Origin of the sequence: Pseudomonas sp. DC3200b2 (assembly GCF_049895785.1) — a bacterium.
GTDB classification, from domain to species: Bacteria; Pseudomonadota; Gammaproteobacteria; order Pseudomonadales; family Pseudomonadaceae; genus Aquipseudomonas; species Aquipseudomonas massiliensis.
The window spans coordinates 496,413-519,343 of the sequence record NZ_JAFCTA010000001.1 but is presented as its reverse complement, the minus strand read 5'-3'; the positions used below and the strand labels follow the sequence as shown (position 1 = coordinate 519,343).

The 22,931-nt window shown below is 62.5% G+C and carries 20 protein-coding genes, 1 tRNA gene and 1 pseudogene; 7 read left to right on the top strand and 15 right to left on the bottom strand.

From position 1 onward, the window contains the following. Window positions 1-19 precede the first annotated feature (19 nt). The 6 genes and pseudogenes from hscB to trmJ all read right to left on the bottom strand — a co-directional run bounded on the left by hscB (window position 20) and on the right by trmJ (window position 4,089). Window positions 20-541 carry a co-chaperone HscB gene (hscB, locus tag ACP691_RS02525; protein ID WP_426149922.1) on the bottom strand — a complete coding sequence of 174 codons (522 nt, stop codon included), beginning with the start codon at window positions 539-541 and terminating at the stop codon, window positions 20-22. Window positions 542-549: 8 nt separating this feature from the next. After that, window positions 550-873 (bottom strand): iron-sulfur cluster assembly protein IscA, encoded by a 324-nt coding sequence (iscA, locus tag ACP691_RS02520; RefSeq protein ID WP_040261927.1) that lies wholly within the window; start codon window positions 871-873, stop codon window positions 550-552. 34 nt (window positions 874-907) lie between these two features. Beyond that, complete coding sequence (gene iscU / locus ACP691_RS02515; protein ID WP_040261926.1) at window positions 908-1,294, bottom strand: Fe-S cluster assembly scaffold IscU; 387 nt, start codon at window positions 1,292-1,294, stop codon at window positions 908-910. 48 nt (window positions 1,295-1,342) lie between these two features. Further along, window positions 1,343-2,557 carry an IscS subfamily cysteine desulfurase gene (locus tag ACP691_RS02510; protein ID WP_040261925.1) on the bottom strand — a complete coding sequence of 405 codons (1,215 nt, stop codon included), beginning with the start codon at window positions 2,555-2,557 and terminating at the stop codon, window positions 1,343-1,345. A 39-nt stretch (window positions 2,558-2,596) separates the two neighbouring features. Beyond that, a complete protein-coding gene (iscR, locus tag ACP691_RS02505) occupies window positions 2,597-3,103 on the bottom strand; it encodes a Fe-S cluster assembly transcriptional regulator IscR (protein WP_426149921.1) in 507 nt (168 codons plus the stop codon). Between the two features lie 196 nt (window positions 3,104-3,299). Continuing rightward, window positions 3,300-4,089, bottom strand: a pseudogene (gene trmJ, locus ACP691_RS02500) (tRNA (cytosine(32)/uridine(32)-2'-O)-methyltransferase TrmJ). Window positions 4,090-4,200: 111 nt separating this feature from the next. Between trmJ and suhB the strand changes: the two are divergent. Next, complete coding sequence (gene suhB, locus ACP691_RS02495; RefSeq protein WP_040261921.1) at window positions 4,201-5,016, top strand: inositol-phosphate phosphatase; 816 nt, start codon at window positions 4,201-4,203, stop codon at window positions 5,014-5,016. 127 nt (window positions 5,017-5,143) lie between these two features. Here the strand turns inward: suhB and ACP691_RS02490 are convergent, their stop codons facing one another. The 6 genes from ACP691_RS02490 to queA form a co-directional block, all read right to left on the bottom strand. After that, entirely contained in the window at window positions 5,144-5,692 is a 549-nt protein-coding gene (locus tag ACP691_RS02490; RefSeq protein ID WP_040261920.1) for a glycine zipper 2TM domain-containing protein, read from the bottom strand. 132 nt (window positions 5,693-5,824) lie between these two features. Further along, window positions 5,825-6,736 (bottom strand): protein translocase subunit SecF, encoded by a 912-nt coding sequence (gene secF / locus ACP691_RS02485; protein WP_426149920.1) that lies wholly within the window; start codon window positions 6,734-6,736, stop codon window positions 5,825-5,827. A 10-nt stretch (window positions 6,737-6,746) separates the two neighbouring features. Beyond that, complete coding sequence (gene secD, locus ACP691_RS02480; protein ID WP_426149919.1) at window positions 6,747-8,615, bottom strand: protein translocase subunit SecD; 1,869 nt, start codon at window positions 8,613-8,615, stop codon at window positions 6,747-6,749. Window positions 8,616-8,674: 59 nt separating this feature from the next. Next, window positions 8,675-9,010, bottom strand: coding sequence for a preprotein translocase subunit YajC (gene yajC / locus ACP691_RS02475; RefSeq protein WP_040261917.1), 336 nt, complete (start codon window positions 9,008-9,010; stop codon window positions 8,675-8,677). Window positions 9,011-9,042: 32 nt separating this feature from the next. Continuing rightward, entirely contained in the window at window positions 9,043-10,164 is a 1,122-nt protein-coding gene (gene tgt, locus ACP691_RS02470) for a tRNA guanosine(34) transglycosylase Tgt (RefSeq protein ID WP_426150204.1), read from the bottom strand. A 14-nt stretch (window positions 10,165-10,178) separates the two neighbouring features. Then, window positions 10,179-11,243, bottom strand: coding sequence for a tRNA preQ1(34) S-adenosylmethionine ribosyltransferase-isomerase QueA (gene queA / locus ACP691_RS02465; protein ID WP_426149918.1), 1,065 nt, complete (start codon window positions 11,241-11,243; stop codon window positions 10,179-10,181). Between the two features lie 114 nt (window positions 11,244-11,357). On the opposite strand from queA, the gene ACP691_RS02460 reads away from it, so the two are divergent. After that, a tRNA-Leu gene (locus ACP691_RS02460) sits at window positions 11,358-11,442 on the top strand. 143 nt (window positions 11,443-11,585) lie between these two features. On the opposite strand, the gene ACP691_RS02455 is transcribed toward ACP691_RS02460, so the two are convergent. Next, on the bottom strand, window positions 11,586-12,482 hold the full coding sequence (locus tag ACP691_RS02455; protein ID WP_426149917.1) for an alpha/beta hydrolase: 897 nt from the start codon (window positions 12,480-12,482) through the stop codon (window positions 11,586-11,588). 260 nt (window positions 12,483-12,742) lie between these two features. Between ACP691_RS02455 and ACP691_RS02450 the strand changes: the two genes are divergently transcribed. The 3 genes from ACP691_RS02450 to ACP691_RS02440 all read left to right on the top strand — a co-directional run bounded on the left by ACP691_RS02450 (window position 12,743) and on the right by ACP691_RS02440 (window position 16,492). Then, window positions 12,743-14,962, top strand: a complete 2,220-nt coding sequence (locus tag ACP691_RS02450) for a TonB-dependent siderophore receptor (protein ID WP_426149916.1) — start codon at window positions 12,743-12,745, stop codon at window positions 14,960-14,962. Window positions 14,963-15,329: 367 nt separating this feature from the next. Then, window positions 15,330-15,659: a DUF3077 domain-containing protein gene (locus tag ACP691_RS02445; RefSeq protein ID WP_426149915.1), complete on the top strand. Its 330-nt coding sequence runs from the start codon at window positions 15,330-15,332 to the stop codon at window positions 15,657-15,659. 125 nt (window positions 15,660-15,784) lie between these two features. Further along, window positions 15,785-16,492, top strand: a complete 708-nt coding sequence (locus ACP691_RS02440) for a tRNA (adenine(22)-N(1))-methyltransferase (protein ID WP_426149914.1) — start codon at window positions 15,785-15,787, stop codon at window positions 16,490-16,492. Window positions 16,493-16,569: 77 nt separating this feature from the next. Here the strand turns inward: ACP691_RS02440 and ACP691_RS02435 are convergent, their stop codons facing one another. Continuing rightward, window positions 16,570-17,124: a TetR/AcrR family transcriptional regulator gene (locus ACP691_RS02435; protein WP_426149913.1), complete on the bottom strand. Its 555-nt coding sequence runs from the start codon at window positions 17,122-17,124 to the stop codon at window positions 16,570-16,572. Window positions 17,125-17,265: 141 nt separating this feature from the next. Here ACP691_RS02435 and ACP691_RS02430 point away from each other — a divergent pair, with 141 nt between their 5' ends. After that, window positions 17,266-18,393 carry an efflux RND transporter periplasmic adaptor subunit gene (locus ACP691_RS02430; protein ID WP_426149912.1) on the top strand — a complete coding sequence of 376 codons (1,128 nt, stop codon included), beginning with the start codon at window positions 17,266-17,268 and terminating at the stop codon, window positions 18,391-18,393. A 20-nt stretch (window positions 18,394-18,413) separates the two neighbouring features. After that, window positions 18,414-21,512, top strand: coding sequence for a multidrug efflux RND transporter permease subunit (locus ACP691_RS02425; RefSeq protein ID WP_426149911.1), 3,099 nt, complete (start codon window positions 18,414-18,416; stop codon window positions 21,510-21,512). A 17-nt stretch (window positions 21,513-21,529) separates the two neighbouring features. Here ACP691_RS02425 and ACP691_RS02420 read toward each other — a convergent pair whose 3' ends face one another. Continuing rightward, window positions 21,530-22,840, bottom strand: a complete 1,311-nt coding sequence (locus tag ACP691_RS02420; RefSeq protein ID WP_426149910.1) for an MFS transporter — start codon at window positions 22,838-22,840, stop codon at window positions 21,530-21,532. Window positions 22,841-22,931: the final 91 nt, after the last annotated feature.

Genomic DNA, 22,931 nt, shown 5'->3' with positions numbered 1-22,931 from the left:
CGGCCGTGGCGGCACAGGGTTAATCGTCGAGGCGCTCTTCGAGCTGGCGCACTTCCTGGGCCAACTTGTCCAGGAACTGCATCCGGCGCATCAGGCGTTCGGCCTGCTCACGTTCAGCGGGCTGGTCCCAGCAGGCGGAAAAGGCGTCGTCCAAACCCTGCTGCGCCACTTTCAGCCGTTGCTTGAAAGCCGCGACGCCAGGGAGGTCCGCGCTGTCCTGCAGGTCTTCGAGCTCCTCGCGCCACTGCATCTGCTGCATGAGGAAATCCGGGTCGTGGACCGTGACTTCCTGGGGCACTTCGTGGCCGACCACCTGTAGCAGGTAACGCGCGCGGCGCGGCCCGCTCTTGAGCGTCTGATAGGCCTCGTTCAAGGCGGCGGACTGTTCCAGGGCCTGGCGCTGCTCAGCTGCCGATGCATCGGCGAAGCGGTCTGGATGCACCGCTCGAGCCAGTTCGCGATAACGCGCGCCGAGCTGATCCAGGTCCAGCCGATAGGCCGGCTTGAGGTCGAACAGGGCGAAGTGACAGGGAGTACCCACGGGCGACCTCAAACGTTGAAGCTTTCGCCGCAGCCGCATTCGCCACGCACGTTGGGGTTGTTGAACTTGAAGCCTTCGTTCAACCCTTCGCGGACGAAGTCCAGCTCGGTGCCGTCCAGGTAGACCAGGCTCTTGGGATCGATGATCACCTTCACGCCATGGCTTTCGAATACCTGGTCCTCGGCGGCGGTTTCGTCGACGAACTCAAGAACATAGGCCAGCCCCGAGCAGCCCGTGGTGCGGACACCCAGGCGGATACCCTCGCCCTTGCCCCGCCCTTGCAGGGACCGACGCACATGGTTGGCGGCGGCTTCTGTCATGCTGATGGCCATCGAAACTCCTCGGATGCAAGCTGGGTTGACGCGATCAAAGCAGGCCTTTCTTCTGCTTGTAGTCGCGAACGGCCGCCTTGATGGCGTCTTCAGCGAGTACCGAGCAGTGGATCTTCACCGGCGGCAGTGCCAGTTCCTCGGCCAGCTGGGTATTCTTGATGGTTTCCGCTTCGTCCAGGGTCTTGCCCTTCATCCACTCGGTGGCCAGGGAGCTGGACGCGATGGCCGAGCCGCAACCGTAGGTCTTGAACTTGGCGTCTTCGATCACGCCCTGCTCGTTGACCTTGATCTGCAGGCGCATCACGTCGCCACAGGCCGGAGCGCCGACCATGCCGGTACCCACGTCCGGGTCTTCGGCGTCCATCTTGCCGACGTTGCGGGGGTTCTCGTAGTGGTCGATGACCTTTTCGCTGTAAGCCATGCTAGGTACTCCTCATCAATTCGTTAAGCCGCTCGCCGACGGCTTCAATCAGTGTGCGGCCCACTCGATCTTCGAGATGTCGACGCCGTCCTTGTACATGTCCCACAGGGGCGACAAGGCGCGTAGCTTGGTCACGGCTTCGCAGACCTTGGCCGCGGCGTAGTCGACTTCCTCTTCGGTGGTGAAGCGGCCGAAGGTGAAGCGGATGGAGCTATGCGCCAGCTCGTCGTTGCGGCCCAGGGCCCGCAGTACGTAGGACGGCTCCAGGGAAGCGGAGGTGCAGGCCGAACCGGAGGAAACCGCCAGGTCCTTGAGAGCCATGATCAGCGATTCGCCTTCGACGTAGTTGAAGCTCAGGTTCAGGTTGTGCGGCACGCGGGCAACCTGGCTGCCGTTCACGTACAGCTCTTCGAGGTGCTGGACCTGCTTGAAGAAGCGATCGCTCAAGGCTTTCACATGGGCGTATTCCTTGGCCATGTCTTCCTTGGCGATACGGAAGGCTTCGCCCATGCCGACGATCTGGTGGGTGGCCAGGGTACCGGAGCGCATGCCGCGCTCATGACCACCACCGTGGATCTGCGCTTCCAGGCGCACCCGCGGCTTGCGGCTCACGTAGAGCGCGCCGATACCCTTGGGGCCGTAAGTCTTGTGGGCGGAGAAGGACATCAGGTCTACCTTCAGGGCCTGCAGGTCGATCTCCACCTTGCCGGTGGACTGGGCCGCATCCACATGGAACAGCACGCCGCGGGCGCGGGTGAGTTCGCCGATGGCCGCGATATCGTTGATGGTGCCGACTTCGTTGTTCACGTGCATCACCGACACCAGGATGGTGTCGTCACGTAGCGCCGACTCGACCATGGCAGGGGTGATCAGGCCGTCCTCGCCCGGCTCGAGATAAGTGACCTCGAACCCCTCACGCTCGAGCTGGCGAGTGGTATCCAGCACCGCCTTGTGTTCGATCTTGGAGGTGATGATGTGCTTGCCCTTGCTGGCGTAGAAGTGCGCGACGCCCTTGATCGCCAGGTTGTCCGACTCGGTGGCCCCTGACGTCCAGACGATCTCGCGCGGGTCCGCATTGACCAGGTCGGCGACCTGACGACGAGCGTTTTCCACGGCTTCCTCGGCCTTCCAGCCGAACACATGAGACCGCGATGCCGGGTTACCGAAGTTGGTTTCCATGGTCAGGCAAGCGATCATCTTCTCGGCGACGCGAGGGTCGACCGGCGTAGTAGCGGAATAGTCCAGGTAAATCGGCAATTTCATCGAGAATCTCCTAATCAGGCGCGCTCCGCTCTACGGCGGTCAGTCGACGGCAGATGTTTCTATCTTTTCGAGAACGGGCTTGTCCGGCATCGCGGGCTGGCCGGCGCAGCGGCGCTGATCCTGGCGCTGGGCCACTTCCTGCACTTCGCGGCGGGTAACCAGGTCCGCCAGGCTGATGCCACTGAGGAACTCGTGAATACGGTCGCTCAGGTCGCACCATAAATGGTGGGTAAGGCAGGTATCGCCGGCATGGCAATCACCCAGCCCCTGGCAGCGGGTGGCATCAACCGATTCGTTCACGGCATCGATCACCTGGGCCACCTGGATGCCTTTCATGTCTCGGGAAAGCTGATAGCCACCGCCCGGGCCGCGCACGCTGGACACCAGGTTGCCGCGACGGAGCTTGGCGAACAACTGCTCGAGGTACGAAAGGGAAATGCCCTGGCGCTCGGAAATATCGGCCAGCGACACGGGCCCACGCTGCGCGTGCAACGCCAGGTCCAGCATGGCGGTGACGGCATATCGGCCTTTGGTTGTCAGTCGCACGGTTCAGTTACCACGGTTTGCGAAAGGGACGCGATGGGGCAAGTATGCGATTCCCGAGTATTTAAGTCAACTATAAGACCTACCATATTACTCGGAATTAGGCTGGAAACGGCGACGGATGATAGCACAATGAGCAGCCACAAGCTGCAAGCCGGACAACGCGCTGAATGCGCTGATCGCTTGCAGCTTGCCCTTATCACTCCTTGCGCTTATGCGGCTCGCCTTTTGCGGCCTTGCGGGTTTCGGTGAAGATGCCGCGCAGTATGCTGACTTCGGTTCGCTCCAGCCGGCAGCGGCTATATAAACGACGTAGACGCGCCATCAGGTGCCGCGGCTTCTCAGGGTCCAGAAAGCCGATGTCCACCAGCGTGGCTTCCATATGACCATAGAAGCCTTCCAACTCTTCGGCCGTGGCCAGTTCGACCGGAGCGTCGGCAGGCGTCGCGGGCGCCGCCTCGGCCAAGGCAAGGAATGCCAGGCGTACCTCATAGGCCAGCACCTGAACGGCGGCAGCCAGGTTCAAGGAGCTGAACTCAGGAGCCGAAGGAATATGCACGTGAAAATGGCACCGCTGTAGCTCTTCGTTGGTCAGGCCCGCATGTTCGCGGCCGAACACCAGGGCTACCTCCCCGCCTGCCTGCGCATCTTGCACTGCCTTGGTGGCGCTGGCGCGCGGGTCCAGCAACGGCCAGGGCAGACTGCGGTCTCGCGCGCTGGTGCCCATCACCAGACTGCAGCCGACCAGGGCCTGCTCCAGGGTTGGCACCACCTGGGCATCGGCAAGGATGTCATCGGCCCCGGAAGCCCGCGCACTGGCCTCTGGCGAGGGGAACACCTGCGGATCCACCAGCACGAGGCGGGACAAGCCCATATTCTTCATGGCCCGGGCCGCCCCGCCGATGTTGCCGGGATGGCTGGTATTGACCAGTACGATGCGGATGTTCTGCAGCATCTAGGACGTTCCCCTGGTTGAAAAGGGGGCAAATTCTACAGAAGCGACGAAAGCAACGCCATGAAGGCCGATGGCCCACTTCTTAGTGGCCGCTTTTCTGGTAGAATGCCCGGCTCTTTTTAAATGACCAGGTGAAAGAACGTCCATGCAGCCCATGCTGAATATCGCGCTGCGCGCCGCCCGCAGCGCCAGTGAACTGATCTTCCGCTCCATCGAGCGGCTGGATAGCATCAAGGTCGATGAAAAGGACGCCAAGGATTACGTCAGTGAAGTGGACCGCGCCGCTGAGCAGGCGATCGTCACCGCGCTGCGTAAGGCTTACCCGAATCACGGCATCCTTGGCGAGGAAAGCGGCCTGCACGCTGGTAGCGGCGAAGGCGAAGACTACCTGTGGATCATCGACCCCCTCGATGGCACCACCAACTTCGTGCGTGGCGTACCCCATTTCGCCGTGAGCATCGCGTGCAAGTACCGCGGCCGCCTGGAACATGCCGTGGTACTGGATCCGGTCCGCCAGGAAGAATTCACCGCCAGCCGTGGCCGCGGCGCCGCCGTCAACGGTCGCCGCATCCGGGTCAGCGCCCGTCGCGGCCTCGAAGGCGCCCTGCTGGGAACGGGCTTTCCGTTCCGTGACAACCAGATGGACTACCTGGACAACTACCTGGGCATGTTCCGCAGCCTCGTTGGCCAAACCGCTGGCATCCGCCGCGCCGGCGCCGCCAGCCTGGACCTGGCCTACGTGGCCGCCGGCCGCTTCGACGCCTTCTGGGAGTCCGGACTTTCAGAGTGGGACATGGCCGCGGGCGCGCTGCTGATCCAGGAAGCGGGCGGCCTGGTGAGCGACTTCACCGGCGGTCATGAATTCCTGGAAAAGGGCCATATCGTGGCGGGCAATACCAAATGCTTCAAGGCCGTGCTCACCGCCATCCAGCCGCACCTGCCGCCGACCATGAAGCGCTGATCGGTCGAACAGGCATAAAAAAAGCACTCATCGAGTGCTTTTTTTATGCCTGAATCCTGGCCTTGCCGGGGCCAGCGAAGCGGATACAACCGACCGGCCTACCTAGCCCTTCGCTAGCTCCCAGGGTTTACTGCGCCGGGGCTTGGGTCAGCACCAGCTGACCTTCCTTGTTCACCGGAATCTGAGCGCCCGGGTTGTGGTCCATGCGCACGCTGCCTACCTGGCCATTGAGCTGATACTTGACGTTATAGCCAACCAGCTTGTCGCTCACGTCATTGACAGTGCTGCAGCGCTGCTCAGTGGTCGTGTAGGTATCGCCAGCCTGCATGTGCTCCTGCACCTTGTTGCCGGCATAGCCGCCACCCACAGCGCCAGCTACGGTGGCGATCTTCTTGCCGGTACCGCCACCCACCTGGTTGCCGAGCAAGCCGCCCGCGACCGCGCCCAGCACACTACCAACGATCTGATGCTGGTCCTGCACCGGACGGCGATGAGTGACAGTCACATCCTGGCATACCTGGCGCGGCGTCTTGATTTTTTCGTTGATAGGCTCGGCCGCCAATACCTGCGCGTATTCCGGACCCTTGTCTTTCACGAGGCTGTAGGTTGCAACAGCACCCCCGGCGGTAACACCGACAGCACCCAATACTGCACCGATCAGCAACGACTTGTTCACGGGAACCTCCTGACGGCGAGGCAGACGTTATGGCCTCGCGATTCTCCCAGCCTTGGAACGAAAAAACCGAAGGAAGTTCACCTTCCTTCGGTTTTCAATGACTTAGCGGTACCCCATGCGGATGCCGACAGCTCAAGGACGGTCGTCTACCGCTTCCTTGGTGGCGGGCGGGATCAGGTCTTCACTGGTCAGGTTCAGCCAGATCAACACCACGTTGGCGATGTAGATGGACGAGTAGGTACCGGCCATGACCCCGATGAACAAGGCGAGGGAGAAGCCGAACAGGTTGTCGCCACCGAACAGCAGCAAGGCGCCAATGGCCAGCAGGGTCGACACCGAGGTAGCGATGGTCCGCAGCAGGGTCTGGGTAGTGGACACGTTGATGTTCTCGATCAACGAAGCCTTGCGCATCACTCGGAAGTTTTCCCGCACCCGGTCGAACACCACGATGGTGTCGTTGAGCGAGTAGCCGATGATCGCCAGCACCGCCGCCAACACCGTGAGATCGAAGGTCACCTGGAAGAACGAAAGAATACCCAGCGTGACGACTACGTCGTGGATCAGCGAGATGATAGCGCCGACCGCGAATTTCCACTGGAAACGGAATGCCAGGTACACCAGCACCCCGCCCAGGGCCAGGAGCATACCGAGGCCACCCTGGTCACGCAGTTCTTCACCTACCTGGGGGCCGACGAACTCGACCCGCTTGACGGTGACGGGGTTGTCGCCGCTGACCTTGCGCAAGGCGTCGGCCACTTCAGTACCGATCTTCGGGTCCTCGCCAGGCATCCGCACCAGCACGTCGGTGGCGGCGCCGAAGCTCTGCACCACGGCTTCGTGGAAGCCCGCCCCGGCCAGTTCGCCACGCAGGCTGCCCAGGTCGGCCGGCTTCTCGTAGGTCAGCTCGATGAGCGTACCCCCGGTGAAGTCCAGGCCGAAGTTGAGACCCTTGTAGAACCAGCTGAACAGCGCCAGCAAGGTAAGGAACACGGTGACGGCGAACGCTAGGTTGCGCACGCCCATGAAGTTGATGGTCTTTTTCATGGCAGTGGCCTCAAATCCACAGCTTCTTGATGTCACGACCGCCGTAGATCAGGTTGATCATCGCGCGGGTCACCATGATGGCGGTGAACATCGAGGTAAAGATCCCGAGGGACATGGTCACGGCGAAGCCTTTCACCGGGCCGGTACCCATGGCGAAGAGAATCGCGCCTACCAGCAGGCTGGTGAGGTTGGCGTCGATGATCGCCGTGTAGGCTCTGTTGAAGCCTTCGTGGATGGCCCGCTGAGGGCTCATGCCGGCGGCGATCTCTTCACGAATGCGCGAGAAGATCAGCACGTTGGCATCCACCGCCATGCCCATGGTCAGCACGATACCGGCGATGCCCGGCAGGGTCAGGGTAGCCCCCAGCAGTGACATCAGGGCAAGCAGCAAGACCATGTTGAACGCCAGGGCCACGGTCGCGATCAGGCCGAAGAAGCGGTAGATGGCGATGATGAACAGCGAGACGAAGAGCATGCCCCACAAGGCCGCGTGCACGCCCTTGGCGATGTTGTCCGCGCCAAGGCTCGGGCCGATGGTGCGCTCTTCGGCGAAGTACATGGGCGCGGCCAGGCCACCGGCGCGCAGCAACAGCGCCAGCTCGGAGGACTCGCCCTGGCCGTTCAGGCCCGTGATGCGGAACTGGCTGCCCAACGGAGACTGAATGGTCGCCAGGCTGATGATCTTCTTCTCTTCGGTGAAGCTCGGAACCGCGACTTCCTTCTCCACGCCGTCGACCACCTGCTTGACGTATTTGGTGGTCGGCTTCTGTTCAATGAAGATCACTGCCATCCCACGCCCGACGTTGGTGCGGGTCGCGCGGCTCATCAGGTCGCCGCCATGGCCGTCCAGACGGATGTTCACCTGGGGTCGGCCGTGCTCGTCGTAGCTGGCCTGAGCGTCGGTGACCTGGTCGCCGGTGATGATCAGCCCACGCTCAACCGCCGCTGGGGGGCGATTGCCTTCGCGGAACTCGAACTGCTCGGTGGTGGCGCGGGTATCATCCGGGCCGGCTGCCAGGCGGAACTCCAGGTTGGCGGTCTTGCCCAGGATGCGCTTGGCTTCGGCGGTGTCCTGCACGCCCGGCAGTTCGACCACGATGCGATTGGCACCCTGGCGTTGCACCAGGGGCTCGGCCACGCCCAGTTCGTTCACCCGGTTGCGCACGGTGGTGAGGTTCTGCTTGATGGCGTAGTCACGGATTTCCGATACCTTGGCCTGGGTAAGCGCCAGGCGCAGTACCGCCAGCTCGTTACGCTCGGTGGCGGAAAGGTCGAAATCGTTGAAATTCTTGCGGATCAGGTCACGGGCCTGGTCGCGGGTGGAATCGTCATTGAAGCCCAGCATGATGCCGCCATCCTGCTGGGGCAGGCTGCGGTAACGTACTTTTTCCTTGCGCAGCAAGGTCTTCACTTCCCCTTCGTAAACCTTCAGGCGGGCGTCGAGGGCTTTGTCCATGTCCACTTCCAGCAGGAAGTGCACACCACCGGAGAGGTCCAGGCCCAGCTTCATCGGGCTGGCGCCGAGGTTGCGCAACCATTGAGGCGTGGTCCGCGCCAGGTTCACGGCCACTACATAGTCATCTCCCAGTGCCTTGCGCACGATGTCCTTGGCTGGCAGCTGGTCTTCCTGACGGGTCAGGCGCAGCAGGCCGCCCTTGCCATTGTCAGCCAGGCTCGCGGCCTTGACGGTGATGCCTGCGTCGGCCAGAGCCTTGCTGGCCTTGTCCAGGTCAGCCTGCCCGACCTGCAGCGCGGTGCTGGCGCCGGACAGCTGGATCGCCGGGTCGTCCGGATAAAGGTTGGGTGCGGAATAGATAAAGCCGACCGCGAGCACCGCCACGATCAGAATGTATTTCCACAAAGGGTATTTGTTCAGCATCACGCCGCCCGTTCAAACGCGGAGCGCGTTGCGCGCCCCGCCAAGGTAAAAGACTTGGATCAGATCGCTTTCAGCGTGCCCTTGGGCAGGGTGGCGGCAACCGCACCCTTCTGGAATTTCAGCTCTACACTGTCGGAGACTTCCAGTACCACGAAGTCATCGCTGACCTTGACGATTTTCCCGGCGATACCACCGGTGGTCACCACTTCGTCGCCCTTCTGCAGGCCGCCGAGCAGGTTCTTCTGCTCCTTGGCACGCTTGGCTTGAGGGCGCCAGATCATGAAGTAGAAGATCACCAGGAAGCCGACCAGGAAAATCCATTCGAAGCCGGTACCGGCGGGGCCAGCGGCCGGTGCTGCGGCGTCCGCGTAGGCGGCGGGGATCAGAAAGCTCATTCAGCGCTCCATTCGACGTTTTTCGTCAATTATTAAAGGGGGTCCAGAGACGGCACGGGCAGGCCGCGCCGGGCATAGAAGGCGTCGACAAAGGCGGCCAATTTACCCTGTTGGATTGCCTCGCGCAAACCAGCCATCAGGCGCTGATAATGGCGCAAGTTATGGATGGTATTGAGCATGCTGCTCAGCATTTCGCCGCATTTATCCAGATGATGCAGATAGGCGCGAGAGAAGTTGCGGCAGGTATGGCAATCGCAGGTCGGGTCCAGCGGCGAATCGTCGTGACGATGAACCGCGTTACGGATCTTGATCACGCCGGTATCGATGAACAGGTGTCCATTACGCGCATTGCGAGTGGGCATTACGCAATCGAACATGTCGACGCCTCGGCGCACACCCTCAACGAGGTCTTCGGGTTTGCCAACCCCCATAAGGTAACGAGGTTTGTCCGCCGGCAAATGCCCGGGCAGGTAATCCAGCACCTTGATCATTTCTTCCTTCGGCTCGCCCACGGAGAGGCCACCGATGGCCAGGCCATCGAAGCCGATCTTTTCCAGGCCTTCCAGGGAGCGCAGGCGCAAGTCTTCATGCATGCCTCCTTGAACGATGCCGAACAGCGCCGCGGTATTGTCGCCATGGGCGTCCTTGGAACGCTGCGCCCAGCGCAGGGACAGTTCCATGGAAGCCCGGGCCACATCGTGGCTGGCCGGGTAAGGGGTGCATTCGTCGAAGATCATCACGATGTCCGAGCCCAGGTCGCGCTGGACCTGCATGGACTCTTCCGGCCCCATGAACACCTTCGAGCCGTCGACCGGGGAAGCGAAGGTCACGCCCTCTTCCTTGATCTTGCGCATCGCGCCTAGGCTGAACACTTGGAAGCCGCCGGAGTCGGTGAGGATCGGCCCCTTCCACTGCATGAAATCATGCAGGTCGCCGTGGGCCTTGATCACCTCGGTACCAGGGCGCAGCCACAAGTGGAAGGTATTGCCCAGGATGATCTCGGCGCCAATGGCTTCGATGTCCCGGGGCAGCATGCCCTTGACCGTGCCATAGGTACCCACCGGCATGAACGCCGGGGTTTCCACCGTGCCCCGGGGGAACGTCAGGCGCCCTCGACGGGCCTTGCCGTCGGTGGCTAGCAGCTCGAATTGCATACGACAGGTGCGACTCATGGATGATCCTCGTCGGCGCTGCCCTGAGGACCTTCCGGCGCCGGATTGCGGGTGATGAACATGGCATCACCGTAACTGAAGAAGCGATACTCCCCGGCAATGGCGGCGGCGTAGGCGGCCATGGTCTGGGGATAACCGGCGAAAGCCGAAACCAGCATCAGCAGCGTGGACTCGGGCAGGTGGAAATTGGTGACCAGGGCGTCCACCACGTGGAAAGGCCGACCGGGATAGAGGAAGATGTCCGTATCGCCACTGAACGGCTTGAGCTGGCCATCCCGCGCGGCGCTTTCCAGGGAACGCACACTGGTGGTACCCACGGCGATCACCCGCCCGCCCCTGGCCTTGCAGGCTTGCACGGCAGCCACCACGCCTTCGTCGACCGCCAGCCATTCCTTGTGCATCTGGTGATCTTCGATGCGCGCCACCCGCACGGGCTGGAAGGTGCCAGCGCCCACATGCAGGGTAACGAAGGCGGTGTCCACGCCCTTGGCGCGGATTGCCTCGAGCAGCGGCTCGTCGAAATGCAAGCCGGCGGTGGGCGCGGCCACGGCCCCGGCATGCTGGGCATAGACCGTCTGGTAACGCTCACGGTCCGCTGTTTCATCCGGGCGGTCTATATAAGGTGGCAGCGGCATGTGACCCACCCGCTCCAGCAACGGCAACACCGGCTCGTCGAAGCGCAGCTCGAAGAGCGTATCGTGGCGGGCGACCATCTCGGCCTGGCCGCCGCCGTCGACCAAGATGGCCGTTCCCGGCTTCGGCGCCTTGCTCGCCCGTACATGGGCCAGCACCGAGTGGCTGCTCAGCACGCGCTCGACCAGTACTTCCAGCTTGCCGCCGCTGGCCTTCTGGCCAAACAGCCGCGCTGGAATCACCCGGGTGTTGTTGAACACCATCAGGTCGCCAGGGCGCAGGTATTCCAGCAGGTCGGCGAACTGACGGTGGGCCAGCTCGCCCGTGGGGCCATCGAGCACCAGCAACCGGCTGGCGCGCCGCTGCGCCAGCGGATGGCGGGCGATCAGGGCATCGGGAAGATCAAAGGCGAAATCAGCGACACGCATAGTGAGCACAAGGAGGGATCAGCAGGGTGAGAAAGTCTAGCGGAATTATGCGTTTATGACCATGAAAGCTGATTGACCGACGCCCAAAGGCTCTCTATACTTCGCCGCCAGCAAGCCCTGATGGCGGAATTGGTAGACGCGGCGGATTCAAAATCCGTTTTCGAAAGGAGTGGGAGTTCGAGTCTCCCTCGGGGCACCAGATACAGCGGTTCATCCGCACAAGAAACCGGCCATGAGCCGGTTTTTTTATGCCTGTAGTGAACGCGAAGGCCATGACGGCCTTGGTTTCGCCAGCTTCGCTGGCTCCGCGCAATCCCTGTGCTCCCAGGGATCGCCAACGTTTCACCACCACCCCTCCCCCGCCAGGCGCAACGCCGGTAACAGGCTCGCCTTGAACATCTCCCCGTGACTGAGCGGCAACTCCTGGTATTCCACCTTCAAGTTGGGCTGGGTGGACAGCCGCTGCGCCAGGTTGCGTGCCAGCTCCGGTGCCTTGTGCGCTCCCGGCGGCCCCTTATCCGGATGGTCGGCGGTGCCGCGCATCATCAGCAAGCGCGCCGGGCCTGGGCTTGCGAAGCCTGCTTCATTGGCCAGGACGACCCCGTTCTGCCACCACAACGAGGGGTCGGCCAGCACATACCCCTGAAAGGCGCCGGGCTGGGTGAAGAGCGAGTGCAACCCGAAAAGCCCTCCATAGGAATGGCCCCATAGGGTTTGCCGCTGCGGGTCAGTGCTTACCACCCCCTGTACGGCGGGCTTCACGCGCCCTTCGATGAATTCAGCGAACTTGTCCGCCCCGCCGCTGCGCCGCCCCCTGTCGCGTTCCTCTGATGCCGGCAGCTCGCCGGGCAAAGGCGGCGTGTAATCGTAGGCCCGCGCCGTCAGATCGAAGCGGGCGGCCACGGGGTACCCCACCAGCACCAGTACCGGAAGCGCATCGCTTCTCAAGCCCTCCAGCATCTGGTCATCGAGGGCTGTCAGCACGGCATTGCCATCGAGCATGTAGAGCGCTGGATATCCCTGGGGCGGAGCGGGGTTCTTAGGGACTGCGACCCAGACGCGGTAATGCTGGCCGGGCTCCTTCCCCTGCAGATCGAACTCAGTGAATCGATAGAACGCCGAACCACGTGCTGCGAGGTTGGGCTCACTGGGCAGAACCAGATTCGGCCGTGCCCATAGCGGGCTGTTCAAGGCAAGCAGAAGCCAGAAGAAAACGGAACGTCGGAGTATTCGAATCATCGTGCCTCGGCGCTGGCAAGCGCGTAATGGAATGGACAAAGAACGGGAGAGTGTCGCTTCGGGCTGCCGGAAAGTGGCGGCCCAGGCCGTCTAGCTGGCCCGTTGCGATCCTAAATTAAAAAAATACTCAGGTTGCAATCCGGTTACAGGTGCGTATATTGGCGCACCCATGAACGAATGGTAATCGTTCGCAACAAATTGGGGAATGCCTATCAGGCTCCCTGTTGCTGGCCCTTTCTTGAACGCCATGGAGACGCACGATGCGACCGGATATGCCCCTTAACTGTCTGACAGTGGCCCTGCTCACGCTTGTCGCGCCCTCGCTGGCCATGGCCGTCGAGCCCCCATCAGCCCTGCCTTCTGAGCAGGAGAACGCCGTCGAGCTGGAAACCACTCATGTCACGGCAGAGCAGGAAGCGAAACAGGCGCTGGGCTCTTCAGTGATTACCGCCGAAGACATCAAGCGGCATCCTCCGGCCAATGACCTGTCGGACATCATCCGGCGCCAACCCGGGGTCAACCTGACGGGCAACAGCGCCAGCGGCGCCCGTGGCAATAACCGGCAGATCGATCTGCGCGGCATGGGCCCCGAGAACACCCTGATCCTGATCGACGGCAAGCCGTCCAGCGCCCGCAACGCGGTGCGTTATGGAGGAAGCGGTGAGCGCGATACCCGAGGCGAGACCAACTGGGTGCCGGCCGAAGCGGTCGAACGTATCGAGGTGTTGCGCGGCCCGGCCGCCGCGCGTTATGGCTCTGGCGCCATGGGCGGGGTGATCAATATCATCACCAAGCGGCCGACCAAGGAATTCCATGGCAGCGTGAACCTGTACACCCAGCTGCCTGAAGACAAGGCCGAAGGCGCCAGCAAGCGCACCAACTTCAACCTCAGCGGCGGGCTTACCGACGACCTTTCGTTCCGACTGTTCGGCGGCCTGGCCAAGACCGACGCCGATGACCTGGATATCAACGCAGGCCACAACAACAGCACCCTGGTGGCAGGGCGCGAGGGCGTGCGCAACAAGGACGTCAATGGCCTGCTCAGCTGGCGCGTCAATGATGCTCATACCTTGGAACTCAACGGCAGCTACAGCCGCCAGGGCAATATTTACGCCGGTGACTCCCAGAACAGCAACGCCGGCGGCAACCTCGCCCTGCTTTCAAGCCTGTATGGTGCTGAAACCAACGTGATGCAGCGCAGCAATTTCGACCTGACCGACCTGGGCAACTTCGAGTGGGGCACGAGCAAAAGCTCCATCACCTATGAATACGTGCGCAACTGGCGCATGAACGAAGGGGCCGCGGGCGGGCCCGAAGGCGCTATCAACGATACTGGCGCGGCCATGTCGCGGTTGCGCAATACGCGGCTCTCCAGCGAGGCGAACCTGCCATTCGCCTTGGGCGACACCGATCACACCCTCACAGTGGGCGCCGAGTATCTGTACGAAACCCTCAATGACCAGGGGTCGTTGCGCCCGCAGAGTTTCGACCCGTCCGGCGCGAGCGGTGACACCATCGTCGGCTTCACATCGGGCGAGTCCAAGACATCGGCCAAAAGCTTCGCCTTCTTCAGCGAAGACAATATTCAATGGGGCGAAACCACCATCACCCCTGGATTGCGCCTGGATCACCATGAAGACTACGGCGACAACTTCAGCCCAAGCCTCAATGTGTCTCGTAAACTGAGCGATGACCTGACCTTGAAAGGCGGTATCGCCCGCGCCTACAAAACACCGAACCTTTATCAGGCCAACCCCAACTACCTGCTGTATAGCCGGGGCAATGGCTGCAGCGTCGTACAAACCAATACCGGAGGCTGTTACCTGCAGGGTAACGCCAACCTCGATCCGGAAATCAGCATCAACAAGGAAATCGGCCTGCTCTACGACCGTGGCACCTGGCGCGCCAGCGCTACCTATTTCCGCAACGACTATCAGAACAAGATCATCGGCGGCAACGAAGTGGTGTACACGCTCAATAACGGACGCCGGGTCAATCAGTGGGAAAACTCCGGCAAGGCTCTGGTCGAGGGAATCGAAGGCAACGTCTACATCGAACTCACGCCTGCGCTGGACTGGAACACCAACCTGACCTGGATGCTCAACAATGACAATCAGGACACTGGCGAGCCCTTGAGCGTGGTGCCTGTATATACGGTGAACAGTACCCTGGACTGGCAAGCCACCGAAAAACTGTCCTTTCAACTGGCCGGAACCTGGTACGGCAGGCAGAAATCTCCCAAGTACAACCTGAGAACCCAGAGCAGCTATGACGAAAGCGCCCAGCAGGATGTTTCACCCTACGCGCTGCTGGATGTCAGTACCGGTTATGAAATCAGCAAGCACTACGACGTGCGCCTGGGGGTAAGCAACCTGTTCGACAAGCAGATCTATCGCGGCGGCAACGCCAGCACGTCCGGGGCCAATACCTATAACCAGCCAGGGCGAGCGCTGTTCGCGGCGTTGAATATTTCGTTCTGATGACATCCGCGCAGTACCAGTCGATGGCATCCGAGCCGCTGGTACTGGCGACGCTGGCAAAGCCCAGTCTGCAGCGCTATTCACTGGGTGTGCATAGGTTTATGCCAGCCCTTGCACACCCTCACCTCAGCGGCTATCGTTGCGCCGCCGCTGCAAACTCAGCGGCCGAGTTTGGCGACTCGCGAACAATAGACGCACAGCTCCACTCTCTGGCACTTTGATGCCAGCGGCCCTTTATGGCAGCTGTGCGCGGGAGACCTCGTGTCTGCCGGGTTCCTATTGTCCCGGTTCGCCAACCTGCGTACAGCTGCCGCCCCATCGTTTGGCGACGATCGACGGCGGTTCCTCAACGATAGGAGTCATGCACATGCCCACCGTGGACCTACTCACGCCCTTAACAAAGCACACAGAGCTCGGCGTTACAGCCCATGCCAGCTTCAGCCTGGTTGGCCAGGTCGATAAGCCCTGCCATATCTTCCAGGTAACGCCGGGGGTGCAGGCTACACAAGCATTACACAAAGCCTCCGAGCTCATGGCCAGCGTACGGGAGATGATGATAGATGCAGCGGTAGGCATGCCCTTCAGTGAGGAGAAAGCCGGGCTGACGCTCCATGCGGTCGAAAGCTGCAAGGCGATTATCGATGCGCTAATTCACAACCTTCAGTTTCCTAGGGATGCCAGTCAAACGCAGCTTTAGCGATTGGCTCTCGCTTGGGCTGAATCGCACTCGCTCCAGGCAGGTTGACCTGGGCCACGCTGAAGCTGTCGGCACTGGCCGGATATCCACATTCTCATCACAGCTCGGATGAATAGGTACTTCTCTTGGCCACCCCCAAACTTCCCCTTCGCCTGGAGCGAGTCGCGGCCCAGGTGCCGCATGGCGCGGTCCTGGCCGATATCGGCTCGGACCATGCCCACCTTCCAGTGGCGCTGGTAAGCCGCGGCATCGCTTCACGGGTAGTGGCCGGAGAAGTGGCGAGCACGCCTTACCGGGCCGCGCAACGCACCGTGCACAACCATGACCTGGGCGAGCAGGTTCAAGTGCGGCTGGCCGATGGGCTGGACTGCATCGAGCCCAGCGACGGCATTACCGCCGTTGCCCTGTGTGGCATGGGCGGAGAAACCATCCGGGATATTCTCGAGGCGGGGAAAAACCGCCTTGGCGGTCATGAGTGCCTGATCCTGCAGCCCAACGGGGGCGAAGCACCCCTGCGGCACTGGTTGATGGACAACAGCTACTGCATTCTTCACGAAGAAGTGTTCAGAGAGAAAGGCTTCGACTACGAACTGATCGTGACCAGGCGCTCGGCCCCTGTGAAATACAGCGAGCGCGAGCTGTTCTTCGGTCCGTTGCTGCTGAAAGCCCGCAGCCCGGCCTTCATTACCAAATGGCAACGCATGCTCGGCCTGAGGCGCAAGCTGCTGGTGGATTTCACCCATACTCGGCCTGGCACGACGGACGAGGCCACCGCACGGCTGTCACGGCAGGTGCGGTGGATCGAAGAGATGCTGGAAGCCACTCGAGGCTAGAGCAGAAAATCGGAGGATAGCACCGGCCAGCGAACCGTTTAAGCAAGCCGCGCAGAATACGCCAACTCCGTATGCCGCTATCCCGGCCCTGCCCCCTCCAGAAAGAACCGCTCCAGCACGGCGGCCGATTGCAGGCTGGCCGCGCGCCCGCGACGCTCGGCGTCGACCATGCCATAGATGAGCGATACGAACAGCTCCGTCAGTACCGGGGCTGGAATGTCGATGCGCAAAGCGCCCAACTGTTGACCGCGCAGAAAGAACGCATCCAGGGCATCGCCATAGGGTGTCCAGGCGTTGCCCTGCGGCCCCGGCTCCAGGCTGTCTGGCCGGTACTGGAACATCAGGAACACCAGCAACTCGCGATGGCGCAGGTGGCCGGTGATCAAGCAACGCAGCGCCGCCAAGGGCTCGGCCTGGGCCAGATCAGCATCAGCCAGTACCTGTTCCATCACCTCGCAACCATGGCGTTCAAGCATTAGCATCAGTTGCTCTCGCGTCCCGCAGAAGCGGTGCAAGGTGGCCTTGCTCACTCCGGCGGCTTCAGCCAGCTCCTTGAGGGAGGCACGCGGCCGCTCGACGAGGGCGGTAGCCAGCGCTCTCAGCAATCTGTCCTCATTGGCCGCCCGTGCCATGCTCCACTCTCTTCTGCTTGAACGAAATCAAACCAGCATTGTGCCGTAAATTACATGTCACCGCTGCTCCACGGCCTGGAATGAGACTATATTGACTCATTTGAATCCACGAATCATCATTCGGTCCCCTTTAAAGAAGGCATGCTTACCGTGAAGCGCTTTAATTTCCCTTGGCTACCCCTGGCGCTCGCTCTAGGCCTGGCCGGCTGTGATCAAGCCCCATTGCCAAGCGAGGCTGCGGTTCCGCGCTCGGTGGAGGTGCAGGTGGTGGCCAGCGAGCCCTTCACGCCCATGGCACAGTTGCCAGGGCGGGTCGAGCCGGTACGCGTGGCTGAGGTCCGCGCAAGGGTCGCTGGCATCGTGCTCAAGCAGCGCTTCGAGGAAGGCGCTGACGTGAAAGCCGGGGACCTGTTGTTCGAGATCGACCCTGCTCCGCTCAAGGCAGCGGTAGCCCACGCCGAGGGCGAGCTGGGGCGCGCGCAGGCCAGCGTGCTCGAAGCACGTGCCCGGCTCAAGCGCTACCAGCAACTGGTAGACAGCCATGCGATCAGCGCCCAGGACTTCGATACCGCCAGCGCCAACCTGCAACTGGCCCAAGCCGATGTGCGCAGCGCCCAGGCCAGCTTGGACACGGCCCGGCTCAACCTGGGGTACGCGTCGGTACGGGCGCCGATTTCCGGGCGGATCGGCCGTGCCCTGGTGACCGAAGGTGGCCTGGTGGGCCAGAGCGAAGCCACGCTCATGGCGCGCATCCAGCAGTTGGACCCGATCTATGTAGATTTCAATCAGCCGGTGGCCGACGCCCTGCGCCTGCGCGAGGCGTTGCAGAACCGAAGCAAGGGCACCGAGCGAACCTTGAGCGTGCAGGTGGAAGGTACCGAGCTGCATCGCGAAGGCGTACTCCTGTTCACCGATGTGTCCGTAGACCGCGGCACCGGCCAGGTCACCCTGCGTGGGCGCTTCGCCAATCCGGACGCTGCATTGCTTCCAGGAATGTATGTGCGGGTCACCGCGCCTCAGGGCCCGGAGCGCCCTGCCGTGTTCGTGCCCCAGCGCGCGGTCAGTCGTGACGCCACGGGCCAGGCCCGGGTGATGGTGGTCGGCCAGGGCCAGCAGGCGGAAGTCCGGCAGATAGAAACCGGAATCATGCTGGGCGGCCGCTGGCAAGTGCTGGCCGGGCTCGCCCCAGGCGATCACGTCATTGTCAGTGCCCTGGTCGGGCTCGCCCCGGGCGCTCCGGTAACGCCGCAAACCGCACCGGCCCGTTGAAGGACTGACGAGAACCCAGCATGCCTACCTTCTTCATTCAGCGGCCCAACTTCGCCTGGGTCATCGCCTTGTTCATCTGCCTGGCGGGGTTGTTGGCCCTGCCCAAACTGCCCGTGGCCCAATACCCCAACGTGGCCCCACCGCAGATCACCATCACCACTACCTATCCAGGCGCTTCGGCCACGGTGCTGGCGGATTCGGTCACCAGCGTTATCGAAGAAGAACTCAACGGCGCCAAGGGCCTGCTGTACTTTGAATCCACCAGCAACTCCAATGGGGTAGGCGAAACCGTAGTCACCTTCGTGCCCGGTACCCAGCCAGAGCTGGCCCAGGTGGAAGTACAGAACCGCATGCGCCGGGCCGAGGCGCGCCTGCCCCAGGCCGTGCTCAGCCAAGGCATCCAGGTGGAACAGACCAGTGCCGGCTTCCTGCTGGTGTATGCGCTGAGCGACAGGAACGCAGCCGCCAACAGCGATACCACTGCCCTGGCCGATTACGCCGCGCGCTATATCAACAATGAGCTGCGCCGTGTGCCCGGCGTGGGCAAGCTGCAGTTCTTCGGCTCGGAGGCGGCCATGCGGGTATGGCTCGACCCGCAGAAACTGGTGGGTTATGGCCTGTCCATCGACGATGTCTCTGCCGCCATCACCGGGCAGAACGTACAGGTGCCAGCCGGCAGTTTCGGCAGTGCCCCGGGCACGCCAGAACAGGAACTCACCGCCACTTTGGCCGTGCAAGGTACCCTGGATACCCCCGAAGCCTTCGGGCGGATCCTGCTTCGCGCCAACCCCGACGGCTCCCGGGTGCTGCTGGCAGACGTGGCGCGTATCGCCATCGGCAGCCAGGACTACAACTTCGGGTCACGCCTCGATGGCAAGCCCACCGTAGCCGCGGCCATCCAGCTGGCACCGGGCGCGAACGCCATCCAGACCGCCGCCGCGGTCAAGCAGCGGCTAACCGAGCTGTCCGCCAGCTTCCCCAGCCAAATGATCTTTGCCATTCCCTATGACACCTCCCGCTTCGTCGAGGTGGCCATCGGCAAGGTGCTGCATACCCTGGGCGAAGCCCTGGTGCTGGTGTTCCTGGTGATGCTGCTGTTCCTGCAGAACCTGCGCTACACGCTGATTCCCGCCATCGTGGTGCCGGTGTGCCTGCTGGGCACCCTGGCGGTCATGTACCTGCTGGGCTTTTCCGTGAACATGATGACCATGTTCGGCATGGTGCTGGCCATCGGCATTCTGGTGGACGATGCCATAGTGGTGGTGGAAAACGTGGAGCGGATCATGGCCGAGGAAGGGCTCGCGCCACGGGATGCCACGCTCAAGGCCATGGGCCAGGTATCCGGCGCTATCGTCGGCATCACCCTGGTGCTGGCGGCGGTTTTCGTGCCGTTGGGGTTCATGCCGGGTTCGGTGGGGGTCATCTACCAACAGTTTTCTTTGTCTCTGGCGGTGTCCATCCTTTTTTCCGGTTTCCTGGCACTCACCTTCACGCCCGCGCTGTGCGCCACCCTGCTCAAGCCCATCGGCCCCGGCCACCAGGCCAAAGGCGGGCTGTTCGGTGCCTTCAATCGGCTGTTCGACCGTGCCCAGGGCCGCTACACCCGGCTCAATGCCGCCCTGGCCAAACGGGCCGGCCGGGTGATGCTGCTCTATGCGGCGCTGGTCGGTGCGCTTGCCTACTGCTACCTGCGGTTGCCCGAATCCTTCGTACCCGTGGAAGACCAAGGCTACCTGATCGTCGATGTGCAGCTGCCTCCAGGCGCGACTCGGGCCCGTACCGATGCCACCGGCGAAGCCCTGGAGGCTTTTCTGATGAACCGGCCGGCCATCCAGTCCTCCCTTTTGATCACCGGCTTCAGCTTTTCAGGAATGGGTGAGAACGCCGCCTTGGCCTTCCCGCTGCTCAAGGACTGGGCCGAGCGCGATGAAGCGCAATCGGCCAGCGCGGAAACCGCGGCCATCAACGAGCATTTCGCCGCTGTGCGCGACGGCACCATCCTGGCGGTTACACCGCCGCCCATCGACGGGCTGGGCAACTCCGGCGGCTTCGCGTTGCGCCTGCAGGATCGCGGCGGCCTTGGCCGGGAGCGGCTGCTGGCCGCGCGGGATCAACTGCTCGCCCAAGCCAACGGCAATCCTCGAATTGCCTACGCCATGGTCGAAGGCCTGGCCGACGCCCCCCAACTTCGGGTCAAGGTCGACCGGGAGAAAGCCCTCGCCCTGGGCGTGAGTTTCGCCTCCGTCAGCAATGCCCTGGCCACCGCCTTCGGCTCCAGTATGCTCAACGACTTCACCAATCAAGGGCGCCAACAACGGGTAGTGGTGCAGGCCGAAGCCGCGTCACGTATGACGCCCGAGCAAGTGCTGGCCCTGCATGTCCCCAATGCCAGCGGACAACTGGTGCCCCTGGGTTCTCTTGTGACCCTTGCCTGGGAACAGGGCCCGGTGCAGATCGCCCGCTACAACGGCTATCCGTCGATACGGATCGCCGGGGACGCCGCGCCGGGCGCCAGCACGGGGCAAGCCATGGCGGAGCTGGAAACCCTGCTGGCCGGTTTGCCCGAGGGCATCGGCTATGAATGGACAGGCCTGTCCTACCAGGAGCGGATCTCCAGTGGACAAGCCAGCCAGTTGCTGGCCCTGGCGTGCCTGGTAGTGTTCCTGGTGCTGGTCGCCCTGTATGAAAGCTGGGCCATTCCTCTGTCGGTCATGCTGATCGTACCCGTGGGCGCACTCGGGGCGGTGTTGGCCGTAACCGTTGTGGGCATGCCCAATGACCTCTATTTCAAGGTCGGCCTGATCACCATCATCGGCCTGTCGGCCAAGAACGCCATTCTGATCGTGGAGTTCGCCAAGGCCCTCTGGCGCCAGGGCCACTCGCTTCAGGAGGCTGCGCTGGAGGCGGCGCGGCTGCGCTTGCGCCCGATCCTGATGACGTCCATGGCGTTCATCCTCGGCGTGGTACCCCTTACCCTGGCCAGCGGCGCCGGCGCCGCCAGCCAGCGCGCCATCGGTGTTGGCGTGGTGGGTGGCATGCTCAGCGCCACCGTGATCGGCGTGATACTGGTGCCCATCGGCTTTACCTGGGTGCTGGGCCGCCTGCGTGCGCGGCGTTAGGCAGGCCCTCGCGCTCGCTAAACCCGCAAGGCGCGGGTCATGCGCAGCGCCAGCAGGCTGCCACCGCCGATCACCACGGCCAACAGATACAGGGCCAGGTCCGTGGAGCCAGTGCTGTCCTTGACGAAGCCCACCACGTAGGGGCTAAGGAAGCCGGCCATCTGGCCCATGGAGTTGATCAGGGCCAGTCCACCGGCCGCCGCGGCCGCGCTGAGCATGGCCGTGGGCACAGGCCAGAACATCGGCAGGCCAGTGAGCGCGCCCATGGTGGCGATGGCCAGACCGAGTATGGCGATGGTCGGCGACTGTGGGAAATTAACCGCGATCAGCAAGCCCACCGCGCCCATCAGCATGGGCACGGCCAGGTGCCAACGGCGCTCGCGGTGTTTGTCGGCCGAGCGTCCCACCAACAGCATGAACACCGCGGCCAGAAGATAGGGAATCGCGCTCAACCAGCCGATCACCAGGTTGTCGCCGAAACCCAGGTTCTTGATGATCGAGGGCAGCCAGAAATTGATGGCATACACCCCGCTCTGAATGCAGAAATAGACCAGGCCAAAAGCCCAGATGGCCGGGTTCCTGAACACTTCCTGCAAGGGGCTTTTCTCGGTTTTCGGCGCATTGGCGCGATCGCTGGCCTGGTCGGCCTCGAGTACCGCACGCTCGCTGACAGTCAACCACCGCGCATGAGCGAAGTTGTCACTGAGCAGGAAATACGCCATGACACCCAGCACTACCGTGGGTAGACCTTGCAGCAGGAACATCCACTGCCAGCCGGCCAGCCCTCCTTGCCCAGCGGAGAAATGGTTGAGAATCCACCCTGACAGCGGGCTGCCCAGCAGGCCGGACACCGGGATGGCCGACATGAACAGCGCCATGATCCGGCCCCGCCGGGACGCGGGAAACCATTGGGACAGGTAAAGCACCACGCCGGGGAAGAAACCGGCTTCCGCGGCACCGGTGAACAGGCGCAAGGCGTAGAAGTGGGTAGGCGTGGTCACGAACAGCAGGCAGGTGGACAGCGCGCCCCAGGCGATCATCATCAGGGCGATCCAGCGCCGTGGGCCGAAGCGGCTCAGCGCCAGATTGCTGGGCACTCCGCACAGTACATAGCCGATGAAGAAGATGCCGGCGCCCAGGCCGTACACGGTTTCGCTGAACCTCAGGTCGTCGAGCATCTGCAGCTTGGCGAAGCCAACGTTGACCCGGTCCAGGTAATTGAAAAGGTAGCAGACGAAGATGAAGGGAATCAGGCGCAGCGTGATGCGGTTGTAAACCCTGTTCCTGACATCATCGGTGGCCCGCGTTGCGGCGGCGCTCTGTGACATGGCGTTCTCTCTTTATTATGCTTTTTCGCAATGCGTGGTTACGGGATCGCCCGCTGAGTCTCAGCCAACCGGGCATCTGCTGTCTTTGTGC

What these genes read in the sequence shown, in the direction of transcription:
- suhB (WP_040261921.1), top strand. Translation starts at nt 4,201, where the DNA reads ATGCAGCCCATGCTGAATATCGCGCTGCGCGCCGCCCGCAGCGCCAGT.
- ACP691_RS02435 (WP_426149913.1), bottom strand. Translation starts at nt 17,124, where the DNA reads ATGGCACGGGCGGCCAATGAGGACAGATTGCTGAGAGCGCTGGCTACC.
- yajC (WP_040261917.1), bottom strand. Translation starts at nt 9,010, where the DNA reads ATGAGCTTTCTGATCCCCGCCGCCTACGCGGACGCCGCAGCACCGGCC.
- ACP691_RS02455 (WP_426149917.1), bottom strand. Translation starts at nt 12,482, where the DNA reads ATGATTCGAATACTCCGACGTTCCGTTTTCTTCTGGCTTCTGCTTGCC.
- ACP691_RS02450 (WP_426149916.1), top strand. Translation starts at nt 12,743, where the DNA reads ATGCGACCGGATATGCCCCTTAACTGTCTGACAGTGGCCCTGCTCACG.
- tgt (WP_426150204.1), bottom strand. Translation starts at nt 10,164, where the DNA reads ATGCAATTCGAGCTGCTAGCCACCGACGGCAAGGCCCGTCGAGGGCGC.
- ACP691_RS02420 (WP_426149910.1), bottom strand. Translation starts at nt 22,840, where the DNA reads ATGTCACAGAGCGCCGCCGCAACGCGGGCCACCGATGATGTCAGGAAC.
- iscA (WP_040261927.1), bottom strand. Translation starts at nt 873, where the DNA reads ATGGCCATCAGCATGACAGAAGCCGCCGCCAACCATGTGCGTCGGTCC.
- iscU (WP_040261926.1), bottom strand. Translation starts at nt 1,294, where the DNA reads ATGGCTTACAGCGAAAAGGTCATCGACCACTACGAGAACCCCCGCAAC.
- ACP691_RS02425 (WP_426149911.1), top strand. Translation starts at nt 18,414, where the DNA reads ATGCCTACCTTCTTCATTCAGCGGCCCAACTTCGCCTGGGTCATCGCC.
- ACP691_RS02445 (WP_426149915.1), top strand. Translation starts at nt 15,330, where the DNA reads ATGCCCACCGTGGACCTACTCACGCCCTTAACAAAGCACACAGAGCTC.
- queA (WP_426149918.1), bottom strand. Translation starts at nt 11,243, where the DNA reads ATGCGTGTCGCTGATTTCGCCTTTGATCTTCCCGATGCCCTGATCGCC.
- ACP691_RS02510 (WP_040261925.1), bottom strand. Translation starts at nt 2,557, where the DNA reads ATGAAATTGCCGATTTACCTGGACTATTCCGCTACTACGCCGGTCGAC.
- secF (WP_426149920.1), bottom strand. Translation starts at nt 6,736, where the DNA reads ATGAAAAAGACCATCAACTTCATGGGCGTGCGCAACCTAGCGTTCGCC.
- ACP691_RS02430 (WP_426149912.1), top strand. Translation starts at nt 17,266, where the DNA reads ATGCTTACCGTGAAGCGCTTTAATTTCCCTTGGCTACCCCTGGCGCTC.
- secD (WP_426149919.1), bottom strand. Translation starts at nt 8,615, where the DNA reads ATGCTGAACAAATACCCTTTGTGGAAATACATTCTGATCGTGGCGGTG.